Origin of the sequence: Citrobacter sp. RHBSTW-01013 (assembly GCF_013781985.1) — a bacterium.
Lineage (GTDB): Bacteria > Pseudomonadota > Gammaproteobacteria > Enterobacterales > Enterobacteriaceae > Citrobacter > Citrobacter braakii.
Map to the genome: position 1 here is coordinate 3,293,617 of NZ_CP056185.1, position 12,305 is coordinate 3,305,921.

Genomic DNA, 12,305 nt, shown 5'->3' on the forward strand with positions numbered 1-12,305 from the left:
GGTTACTCCTTACGCCTTTTCAACCTGAACAAGGTTCGTGTGTGACGGATTCCCCTTTGCGAGAGGAGACGGACGCTGGGTCGTCAGGACGTTAATGCAACCGCCCTGATCCACGCGTTTTGCATCCGGGTCATACCAGGCCCCTTCGCCCAATGCCACCACGCCGGGCATCATACGTGGCGTCACTTTCGCCTCGATATGCACTTCACCACGATCGTTAAAAATACGTACCTTGTCGCCGTTGTTAATACCGCGTCGCTGCGCATCCATCGGGTTGATCCACATTTCCTGGCGGCAGGATGCTTTCAGGACATCGACGTTGCCATAGGTCGAGTGAACGCGAGACTTATAGTGGAAGCCGGTCAGCTGCAAAGGGAATTTCTCCACCAGCGGATCGTTTAAGCTTTCAAAGCCTGGGGTATAAATCGGTAGCGGATCGATTACATCACCTTCCGGCAGTTCCCAGGTTGCCGCGATCTCGGCAAGCTGCTGCGAATAAACTTCGATCTTACCTGACGGCGTGGTCAGCGGATTGGCTTTAGGATCTTCTCGGAACGCCTTATACGCCACATGATGTCCTTGCGGATCGCGCTGTTTAAAGATCCCTTGCTGACGGAATTCTTCAAACGTAGGCAGTTCAGGAATCGCTTTGCGCGACTGCTCATACAGATGGCGCATCCACTCTTCCTGAGTACGACCTTCTGTAAACTGCTGCTCAACGCCAAGGCGCTTCGCCAGCTCGCTGGTCATCTGGTAGATAGTCTTGCATTCGAAGCGTGGTTTGATCGCCTGATCGGTGAAAATCACATAGGACATGTTCCCGCATGAGGCATCCAGCGCAAAATCCATCTGTTCGGAGGCAGTGCAGTCCGGCAGCAAAATGTCTGCGTATTTCGCCGAGGAAGTCATATGACAGTCGATGACGACGATCATCTCGCACTTCTTCTCGTCCTGGAGGATTTCATGCGTGCGGTTAATATCAGAGTGTTGGTTAATCAGACAGTTACCGGCATAGTTCCAGATCATCTTAATAGGAACATCGAGCTTGTCTTTGCCGCGTACGCCGTCACGCAGGGCCGTCATCTCCGGGCCTCGCTCAATCGCGTCCGTCCACATGAACATTGAGATGCTGGTTTCAACAGGGTTTTCCAGCGTTGGCATACGCTCAAACGGCAAACTGTATGAGCCCTCACGCGCCCCGCTGTTGCCGCCGTTGATCCCAACGTTACCGGTCAGGATAGCGAGCATAGAAATGGCGCGGGTCGCTATTTCACCGTTAGCATGACGCTGCGGCCCCCACCCCTGGCTGATGTATGCCGGTTTAGCGCTACCTATTTCACGCGCCAGTTTGACGATACGTTCAGCGGGAATACCGGTAATCTGCGCCGCCCACTCCGGGGTCTTGGCAATGCCGTCCTTACCCTGCCCAAGAATATACGCCTTATAGTGACCGTTCTTCGGCGCGTCGGCCGGTAAGGTTTTCTCGTCGTAACCCACGCAGTATTTGTCGAGGAACGGTTGGTCAACCATGTTTTCGGTGATCAGGACATACGCCAGACCATTGACCAGCGCCGCATCAGTACCAGGACGGATCGGGATCCATTCATCTTCACGCCCCGCACCGGTATCCGTATAACGGGGATCGATAATGATCATGCGGGCATTGGATTTCTGTCGCGCCTGTTCAAGGTAATAAGTTACCCCCCCCCCCGCTCATACGGGTTTCACCAGGGTTATTACCGAACAGAACCACCAGCTTGCTGTTTTCAATGTCGGACGGGCTGTTACCGTCAGCCCAGCCGCCGTAGGTATAGTTCAACCCGGCAGCGATTTGCGCTGAAGAGTAGTCACCGTAGTGATTAAGATAGCCGCCGCAGCAGTTCATCAACCGTGCTACCAGCGTTTTACCCGGCGGCCACGAGCGCGTCATAGTGCCACCCAGCGTACCGGTACCGTAGTTCAGGTAGATAGACTCATTGCCGTAGTCTTTGATAAGACGCTGCATATTGCTGGCAATGATGTCGTAGGCTTCATCCCAACTGATGCGCTCAAATTTTCCTTCGCCACGCTTACCAACGCGTTTCATCGGGTATTTCAGACGATCGGGATTATAGACTCGGCGACGCATGGATCGACCACGAAGACAGGCGCGTACCTGGTGCAGACCGTCATAGTTGTCATCGCCGGTGTTGTCGGTTTCGACATACTTTATTTCACCGTCGACCACATGCATACGCAGCGGGCAGCGGCTGCCGCAGTTCACCGTACACGCGCTCCAGATCACTTTCTCATTAATCGGCGTCGGATTAAGGGCTTCTGCAGCATTTGCAATCCGGGTAAATGGCAGGGTAAACGCGCTACTGGCCACCGCCAGTCCGCCTATCGCCGTCGTTTTCACCAAACCGCGGCGAGTAACCTCAGCTGCCAGCACGGCATCGGGGATCTTAGTTTTCATAGTGGCTCACTCTGCTGCTCACAATAAACAAATATTCGATGTATAGTTTTTTATATAACGTTAATATCGATATACAGGCTGGTAGAAACTGAATTTGCTAAAAGACAGAGAAAAATACTGACTTTCATTCGAAGTCAGTATTACCCCTATGGGAGTAGTCGTTATTGTCCGACGTCAAACGGGCATAAAAAAAGCGCCCTGAGGCGCTTTTTTAGCAGAGAAAGGTAACTTAACCGATGAATTCCAGGCCATTCATGTACGGACGTAATACTTCCGGAACCTGAATGCGGCCATCAGCCTGCTGATAGTTTTCCATTACCGCAACCAGCGTACGCCCAACCGCCAGACCGGAACCGTTCAGAGTATGCACTAAACGAGTCTTTTTGTCGGATTTGCTGCGGCAACGCGCCTGCATACGACGAGCCTGGAAATCCCACACGTTGGAGCAAGAGGAGATTTCGCGATAGGTGTTCTGCGCCGGGATCCACACTTCCAGATCGTAAGTTTTGCATGCGCCGAAGCCCATGTCGCCAGTGCACAGGATGATTTTGCGATACGGCAGCCCCAGTAGTTGCAGGACCTTCTCGGCATGGCCGGTCATCTCTTCCAGCGCGTCCATCGAATCTTCCGGGCGAACAATCTGCACCATCTCAACTTTATCGAACTGGTGCATACGGATCAGACCACGCGTGTCACGACCGTAAGAACCTGCTTCAGAACGGAAGCACGGCGTATGCGCAGTCATTTTGATCGGCAGCGCATCTTCATCGATGATCTCGTCGCGCACCAGGTTGGTCAGCGGAACTTCTGCCGTTGGGATCAGCGCATAGTTGCTGCTATCAGCTTCTTCATCCAGCGGACGGGTATGGAACAGATCGCCAGCGAATTTCGGCAGTTGGCCTGTACCGTACAGCGTGTCATGGTTAACCAGATACGGGACGTAGTTTTCGCTATAGCCATGCTGCTCAGTATGCAGATCCAGCATGAACTGAGACAGCGCACGGTGCATACGCGCAATCTGCCCTTTCATGACCACGAAACGAGAGCCGGTCAGCTTAACCGCAGCGGCGAAATCAAGACCCGTGTGCATTTCACCCAGGGTAACGTGATCGCGCACTTCGAAATCAAACTCACGCGGAGTACCCCAGCGGCTGACTTCGACGTTGTCATTTTCATCTTTACCCACCGGAACGTCGTCCGCTGGCAGGTTAGGAATAGTCAGCGCAATGTCGCGGATCTCGGCCTGTAAGGTATCAAGTTCAGCTTTCGCGGCATCCAGCTCTTCGCCCAGTTTGTTCACTTCCAGACGTAAAGACTCGATATCTTCCCCGCGCGCTTTTGCCTGGCCGATGGATTTCGATCGCGAGTTACGCTCTGCCTGCAGGTTTTCAGTTTGTACCTGCAGAACTTTACGACGCTCTTCAAGAGCGCGCAGCTTATCTACATCCAGCTTAAAGCCCCGGCTTGCCAGTTTTTCTGCGACTGCGTCTGGCTCATTACGCAGCAGATTGGGATCGAGCATGCTTATCCTGTGCTTATCGAATTAAAATAGGAGAAAGTGACCACAGCCTGCGGTCACAGGGATACAGAGACAACATTACCGCAACGATAACACTAACGGTAGCGTTTTATAGGGCTATTTTGATCCTGTCCGGCGAGCCAGGCGAGCTTTTCGCCAATCTTGCCTTCAAGACCTCTGTTTGTGGGGCGATAATAGCGCGTTTGTGCCATTTCCTGCGGGAAGTACTCTTCTCCGGCGGCATAGGCATTAGGCTCATCATGGGCATAACGATACTCCTGACCGTAGCCCATCTCTTTCATCAGCTTAGTCGGCGCATTGCGCAGGTGAACCGGCACGTCGTAATCCGGACGTTCGCGGGCATCAGACAGCGCGGCTTTGAAGGCGGTGTAAACCGCATTACTCTTCGGCGCACAGGCCAGATAAACAATCGCCTGAGCAATCGCGCGTTCGCCTTCCGCGGGTCCCACGCGGGTAAAACAGTCCCATGCGGAAATCGCCACCAGCATGGCGCGGGGATCGGCATTGCCGACATCTTCTGAGGCAATCGCCAGACAGCGACGGGCAACGTACAGCGGATCGCCACCAGCGGTAATAATTCGCGCATACCAATAAAGCGCCGCATCTGGGGCGCTTCCACGTACCGACTTGTGTAATGCGGAGATGAGATCGTAAAAACGATCGCCTTTATTATCGAAACGCGCACTACGTTCACCGGCAATTTCGGTGAGCAATTCTGGTTTCAATACGCGCTTGCCGGAATCATCAACTTCGGCCATATCGGCCATCATTTCCAGCGTATTCAGCGCCCGCCGCGCGTCACCATTAACCAGTTCGGCAATAGCCCGACGCGTCTCTGGCGGCAGAACAATATCCTGGCCGCCATAACCACGCGCTTTGTCTGACATCGCCTGGTCCAGTACCTGTTCAATGTCGTCGGAAGTTAACGATTTCAGTAGATAAACGCGTGCACGCGACAACAGCGCCGAGTTGAGCTCAAACGAGGGGTTTTCAGTGGTGGCGCCAATAAACGTAATAGTGCCGTCTTCAATATGCGGTAAAAACGCATCCTGTTGGCTTTTATTAAAACGGTGAACTTCGTCCACGAACAGGATCGTGCGTCGACCCGCGTTACGGTTCTGACGCGCACGCTCAATCGCTTCACGAATTTCTTTAACGCCAGACGTAACTGCCGAAATTCGTTCGACATCGGCGTTGGCGTAACGGGCAATAACTTCGGCAAGCGTCGTTTTCCCGGTCCCCGGCGGTCCCCATAAAATCATGGAGTGCAGATGCCCGGCCTCGATAGCGCGCGGCAAGGGTTTGCCCGCAGCCAGCAGATGCTGCTGGCCGATATACTGCGCTAAATTTTCTGGCCGCATACGCGCGGCCAGCGGCTGAAAAGTATTATCAGAAAAGTCGAGCGACAGATTGCTCACTCACACGCCTCTACTTACGTTGATCGTCAACCGTTACACCTTGCGGCGGGGTAAAGGTGAATTTAGAGGGTTCAATCGCACCATTCTGCTGAGATTTCAGCTGATAGCTGCTGCGCTGATCGTCTTGTTCAACGGCGCTGAACTGGTGGATCGTCCCGTCACGCCCAACATTGATAGTAAACTGTTTAAGGTTACCGCTGCTGGTTTTTGGCGTCAGCACGAAATCATCGCCATTTTGCTTAATATTGTACTGCTGCCAGTCGCTGGCCTGGTTACGTGCAATCAGCATGAACGGCGTGTTGCCCGTGGCGTCTTTCAGCCATGTCGCCGTCGCCTGCTCAACAAACGGGTTAAAGAACCACAGCGTTTTACCATCGGAAACCAGGATGCTCTCGTCAGGCTGCGTCATATGCCAGTTAAACAGATTAGGACGTTTAACCCATAAGTCACCCTGACCTTCCTGCACCGCCGCACCGCTACCGTCCGTGACCTTCTGAGTAAAGCTGGCATGGAAGCTACTGACTTTATCCAGGCGGCTTTTCAGGTCGCTGGCAGCATCAGCCCAGACGCTGCTCACCACAAAGCTCGACAATAATGCACAGGTGATTGCGATTCTTTTCATCGTTATTCCTCAAAATACGTCACTCCCAACGGGGAGATCCCTCTGCTATCCATTTCAGGCCAAAAATCAGCATGAGGAAAGTAGAAAATACTGAATTACTTAACTTTGCAATCATTCGAAGGGCGGCGGGGCCAGCACTTCACGATTACCATTATGCCCTTGCTCGCTGACAATTCCCTGCGCTTCCATCTGTTCGATGATGCGCGCCGCTCGGTTGTAACCGATACGGAACTGACGCTGGACGCCGGAGATTGAGGCTTTGCGTTTCTGGGTGACAAAGTTTACCGCCTGATCGAACAGCGGATCCAACTCTTCGCCACCATCAAAGCCGCCACCGCCGCCTTCGCTTTCGCTGTCAGACGTTATGCCGTCAACGTATTGTGGACGACCGCGCGCTTTCCAGTCCTGAACCACAGCGTGAACTTCTTCATCACGTACAAAGGCGCCGTGTACACGCACAGGGATCGTTGAGTTTGGTGCGGAATAAAGCATGTCACCCATACCCAACAGCGATTCCGCTCCGCCCTGGTCAAGGATGGTACGCGAGTCAATTTTACTGGACACGGTAAAGGCGATACGCGTTGGGATGTTCGCTTTAATCAGACCAGTGATAACGTCAACCGACGGTCGCTGGGTCGCCAGCACCAGGTGGATCCCCGCCGCACGCGCTTTTTGCGCCAGACGAGCAATCAGTTCTTCCACCTTTTTACCCACGGTCATCATCAGGTCGGCGAATTCATCCACCAGCACAACAATATACGGCAGTTTTTCCAGCACCGGATGCTGAACATCCATACTGTCGCCCGGCTTCCAGTACGGGTCCGGAATCGGACGTCCCATACGGGCGGCTTCAGCAATTTTTTCGTTATAACCGGCAAGGTTACGCACGCCAAGCGCCGACATCAGCTTGTAGCGACGTTCCATTTCATTGACGCTCCAGCGCAGGGCGTTGGCGGCATCTTTCATGTCGGTCACAACTTCAGTCAGCAAATGCGGAATGCCTTCATAAACCGACAGTTCCAGCATTTTCGGGTCAATCATGATAAAGCGAACGTCTTCCGGCTGCGCCTTGTATAACATGCTGAGGATCATGGCGTTCACCCCAACCGACTTACCGGAACCGGTTGTCCCTGCCACCAGCAGGTGCGGCATTTTCGCCAGATCGGCAACCACCGGTTCGCCCGCAATATCTTTACCCAGTACCACGGTCAGCGGAGATGAGTTATCACGGAATTTGGCGTTATCCAACACTTCGCGCAGATAAACGGTTTGACGTTTTTTGTTGGGTAACTCCAGCCCGACATACGGTTTGCCCGGAATTACCTCGACCACGCGTACCGCTGCGGTCGATAATGAACGCGCCAGATCTCGCGACAGGTTGGAAATACGCGCCGCTTTAACTCCAGGAGCAAGATTAAGCTCAAAGCGGGTAATGACCGGACCAGGAGAGTAGTTCACTACATCGGCTTTAATGCGGAAGTCCGCCAGACGAGCCTCCACCAGACGAGCCATTTGCTCCAGAGCAAAAGTATCTATCGGCTCAACCTCACTCGGCGGCGGCGTGAGCAGATCCAACGATGGCAGCGGCGTACTTGGACGGTGCGCCGGACGACTGTCGCCATTACGCATCAGGAGCGGATGGATCAGACTATCCTGCGGCGGCGGTGTAACAGGCTGCGCCGGCTGCTGATAATGCTGCTGCGGTGCGACTGGCTGCGCTGGCTGCTGATAATGCTGCTGTGGTGCGACAGGCTGCGCCGGTTGCTGGTAATGCTGTTGTGGTGCGACAGGCTGCGCTGGCTGCTGATAATGCTGCTGCGGTGCGACAGGCTGCGCTGGCTGCTGGTAATGCTGCTGCGGTGCGACAGGCTGCTGGTACTGCGGTGCAGACTCCGGCATTACGCCTGGAGTAAATAGCGGCTCATGCGGACCATCATCCACCAGCGTTTTCATTGGCGAAAATTCAAAGTCATCAAGCGAGAACGGATTCGCTCCGGCAGGCTGTTCACCGGAATAGCGCTGCTGCTGGGAAGAGGCAAACTGGCGAGCCAGTTCTGCTTCTGCGGCGGAATCATCATCAGTCTGACTGGCATCATCCTGATACTCCTCGCCATAGCGGTGCTGCTGCGACTGGGCGAACTGACGCGCCAGCTCATCTTGCTGCATTGCGTCAATTTCTTCGTCACTGTACGCATCTGTATCAAGATGCTCTTCGCGAGCTTTCTCTTCAGCCATACGTTGTGACGGCAGTTTTATGCCATACGACGCCAGCTCCCGACGAGTAGGTACGCGCACACGATTCGGACGCGGTAACTGCGGACCAATCCCCTCCTTCACCTGTGGACGCGGTGCACCGCTACCCGCAAGACTAAAGACAGGTGCTGCGGCAGCCGCACCCGCCCCTAAAGCGGCGTTTTTCACCCCGGCAGCCAGCGGCGCAACGGCAGCAACTGACTCAACGGGCGGTATGGATGCTGCCGTCGGCATAGATGGCTTAACACGTTCGGGCTCCTGAGCAGGCTCTGGAATCGGCTGATACCAGGCGGCCAGTTGCTCGCGCTCACGTGCACGTTTCTCTTCAACTTCTTCAAAATAGTAGAGTGGCGGACGGGTCGGTTTAACCTCTTCAACTACCGGCTCAGGTTCCACTAAAGGCGGTTGTTCAACCGCAGGCTGCTGGAACGCGGCGTTTTGTTGAAAGGTTGATTCCGGCTGATAAACAGGCTGCTGCACGGGCTCCGGCTGATATGCAGGTTCCGGCTGCCAGTTGTGCTCCGCGGTAAATCCCTGCGGCTGCGGACTCTCCTCCACAACCGGCTGCTGCCATGATTCATACTGCTGCTGCACCGGTGGCTGCGCGTAGTGGGCTGGCTGAGGATAACCCTCAGGCGCTGGCGCATTCACCGCATCACCGGTTTGCGGACCAGGCACGGCTTGCCAGGCTACGGCTGGGGCCGGTTGTTCCATAACCGTATTGGTCACTGGCGATGTTTGCAGCAGCGGATCAACCGGTGCGCTCCAGGCCTGAGCTGCCGTTGTCGCTGCCGCTGCGGCGGCAACTGGCTCTGTCACCGAATGACCATTCAGCAGTGGGTCAAGTTCGTCATATTCAGGCAGCGTCGCACGATTACCGGAGAACAGCACATCGTTAGGATCGGCAACAACGCCACGAGCGCTGTATTCAATTTCGTCTTCATCATCCATGCGTTTGCCGGAAAATAGCGCGGCATCAGTATGACGGCCAAGCGGGTTGGTAAATTTCTCCGCCAGACGCTTACGGCGCGCTAACGCACCGCGCAGAATACGCGCCCGACGCGATTCATGAGGTTTGCCATCAGCGGTGTCGAAAGACTCATCTTCATCTTCATATTCTTCGTCATCGACCCAGGTATCATCGCGACGGGTACGGTTGCTGGCAAACGTCAGGATATTGAGTAACCAGCCGCCCAGTTTTTCCGCAATGCTCACCCATGACCAGCCGGTAAACAGCGTTAATCCCGCAGCCCAAATGCACAATAGCGTCAGCGTACCGCCGCTACTGTGCAGTAATGGTTGCAACGTGGTGCTGAGCAGGCTGCCGATCACGCCGCCAGAGGCGAAATACCAGATGTCATCGGCATTGATTGCGGCAAGCCCGCAGGAGGTAAGGATCAGCGCCAAAACGCCAATAATACGCAGCGAAACGGCAAAATAATCGACGTATTCGTCGCTGGCCTGGTGTCGCCATGCAAACCAGCAGCGGCCGACAATGATGACGGGAATGGTGTAGGCCATGACGCCAAAAATAAAGAACAGTGTGTCTGCCAGCCATGCTCCGGGTATTCCCCCAAGATTATGGATAGGTTCGTGCCACGCGGTTTGCGACCAACTGGGATCCGAAGGGTTAAAGCTGAGTAAGGCAGCCATCAACCAGACGGCAAAAAGGGCAATAAGGATCAGTAGCGCTTCCAGGAGTCGGCGCCCGCTGCTTAACTTCGTCAATGTGACGTCTTTGTCTTCAGTGTATTCCTGGCTCAAAAACGGCTCTCCAGGTTTCAGGCTTTTCCTGCCCGATGCTAAAACGGACAACAGCACCGGGTTGCCCCGGCACTGTTGCTGTATGGATTAACAGGAGTGTAATCAAACTGCGTCGATTTTGCACCTGTTCCGTGTTAGCGCGTCTTAATTACCAGACGATTGCTCTGTTTGACTTCTTCCATTACGACATAAGTACGTGTGTCATTCACGCCCGGCAGACGCAGCAGGGTTTCCCCCAACAGCTTACGGTACGCCGACATATCCGGTACGCGTGTTTTCAACAAATAGTCGAAATCACCGGAAACCAAATGACACTCTTGAATTTCTTCAAGTTTTTGTACTGCAGAGTTAAATTGCTCAAACACATCCGGGGCGCCACGATTCAGAGTAATCTCAACAAAAACCAGAAGTGATGCATCCAGATAATGCGGGTTTAACAGCGCTGTATAGCCCTGAATAAAACCCTGTCTTTCCAACCGACGCACACGCTCAAGGCAGGGCGTTGGTGAAAGTCCCACACGTTTAGAAAGCTCGACGTTAGAAATACGCCCATCCTTTTGCAGCTCATTAAGAATGTTACGATCGATACGGTCGAGATCTTTGCCAGGGCGCTTCTTACTATCTACCATTATTATTGTCTCTCTGTATTCCTTCCCTACTCCTGCCTGACTCTACCAACATCACTGTTCAGAGTCGCTACCCATCAAAATAAACCGCAACCCAGAGGGATTTTCGGTTTGTAATGCCTGGGCTTATGGTGAGAAGACCGTTGCCTGTCGGCGGCTATCGACATCACGAATGGCATCTGTCCACACCATGCGTAGATTTCGCTAACACGGTAAACATGGTATCTACATGCATGATTATGCAGCACATACATGACACATTTTTTTTCTTCCTTGACTGTTTTCGCAAAACAGCAGGTGATTGTCAAAGCAAAACATCGATTTTTAGTACAACATGCCAGTTATTCATTCGCAGTGATGGAAAATCGTCATTTTATCACCTTATAACTGACCGATTTTTAGTAGAAATCGTTATAGTATTACGACTTATTCCCCCGCTCATCGGTTTCTGCTATTACACATATTGTTAACAAAATCGCCATACTCTTTTTTTACGCCTGTAAATTCCCTACAATCCTGCTCATTGCCTGCCAACAACTATGGGGATCTCATGGGCGCAACCAAACACAGTAAACTTCTTATTCTGGGCTCAGGCCCTGCGGGATATACCGCTGCGGTCTACGCTGCACGCGCTAACCTGCAACCGGTACTGATTACCGGTATGGAAAAAGGTGGTCAACTGACCACAACAACAGAAGTGGAAAACTGGCCTGGCGATCCGCACGATCTCACTGGCCCGCTGCTGATGGAGCGTATGCACGAACATGCGACCAAATTTGATACAGAAATCATTTTTGATCACATCAGCAACGTTGATCTGCAAAACCGCCCTTTCCGTCTGACCGGCGATAGCGGAGAGTACACCTGTGACGCACTGATCATCGCTACCGGCGCTTCAGCACGTTACCTGGGCCTGCCTTCAGAAGAAGCATTCAAAGGCCGCGGCGTTTCCGCCTGCGCAACCTGCGACGGTTTCTTCTACCGTAATCAAAAAGTTGCGGTGATTGGCGGTGGCAACACTGCGGTTGAAGAAGCACTGTATCTGGCGAATATCGCATCTGAAGTGCATTTGATTCACCGTCGCGACAGTTTCCGCGCTGAGAAAATTCTCATCAAGCGTTTGATGGATAAAGTTGAAAACGGCAACATCGTGCTGCACACCCACCGCACGCTGGAAGAAGTAACCGGTGATCAAATGGGCGTAACCGGGCTGCGCCTGCGCGATACGCAAAACACTGACAATGTGGAGTCACTTGACGTTGCCGGATTGTTTGTCGCTATCGGTCACAGCCCGAATACCGCCATTTTCGACGGTCAGCTTGAACTGGAAAACGGCTACATCAAAGTTCAGTCCGGTATTCACGGTAATGCCACACAGACCAGCATTCCGGGGGTCTTCGCAGCCGGTGACGTGATGGATCATATTTATCGCCAGGCGATCACCTCTGCGGGCACGGGCTGTATGGCCGCGCTTGATGCAGAACGTTATCTCGACGGTCTGGCGGACGCTTGCAAATAAGTTTTACAAATCAGTAACAAAAGTAAAAAAGGCGACTATAAGTCGCCTTTATTTTTGCCTCGTTGTAACATTGCCCTGCCCAAAAATTCCAATAACTCACCTGCTAAG

At 53.3% G+C, this 12,305-nt stretch carries 6 protein-coding genes and 1 pseudogene; 1 reads left to right on the plus strand and 6 read right to left on the minus strand.

The genetic code is table 11. The features are described from left to right. Positions 1-9: 9 nt before the first annotated feature. From dmsA to lrp, 6 genes and pseudogenes are all read right to left on the minus strand, one after another. Positions 10-2,455: pseudogene (gene dmsA, locus HV350_RS15935) on the minus strand (dimethylsulfoxide reductase subunit A). Between the two features lie 229 nt (positions 2,456-2,684). Next, positions 2,685-3,977 (minus strand): serine--tRNA ligase, encoded by a 1,293-nt coding sequence (gene serS / locus HV350_RS15940; protein WP_003831902.1) that lies wholly within the window; start codon positions 3,975-3,977, stop codon positions 2,685-2,687. 92 nt (positions 3,978-4,069) lie between these two features. Continuing rightward, positions 4,070-5,413, minus strand: a complete 1,344-nt coding sequence (gene rarA, locus HV350_RS15945; protein WP_181628888.1) for a replication-associated recombination protein RarA — start codon at positions 5,411-5,413, stop codon at positions 4,070-4,072. Positions 5,414-5,423: 10 nt separating this feature from the next. Next, positions 5,424-6,035, minus strand: coding sequence for an outer membrane lipoprotein chaperone LolA (gene lolA, locus HV350_RS15950; protein WP_003831898.1), 612 nt, complete (start codon positions 6,033-6,035; stop codon positions 5,424-5,426). Between the two features lie 111 nt (positions 6,036-6,146). Further along, positions 6,147-10,052, minus strand: coding sequence for a DNA translocase FtsK (ftsK, locus tag HV350_RS15955; RefSeq protein ID WP_181628890.1), 3,906 nt, complete (start codon positions 10,050-10,052; stop codon positions 6,147-6,149). A gap of 134 nt (positions 10,053-10,186) precedes the next feature. Continuing rightward, positions 10,187-10,681 carry a leucine-responsive transcriptional regulator Lrp gene (gene lrp / locus HV350_RS15960; RefSeq protein ID WP_002439523.1) on the minus strand — a complete coding sequence of 165 codons (495 nt, stop codon included), beginning with the start codon at positions 10,679-10,681 and terminating at the stop codon, positions 10,187-10,189. A 547-nt stretch (positions 10,682-11,228) separates the two neighbouring features. Here lrp and trxB point away from each other — a divergent pair. Then, positions 11,229-12,197, plus strand: coding sequence for a thioredoxin-disulfide reductase (gene trxB, locus HV350_RS15965; protein ID WP_181628891.1), 969 nt, complete (start codon positions 11,229-11,231; stop codon positions 12,195-12,197). The last annotated feature ends 108 nt before the right edge of the window (positions 12,198-12,305 follow it).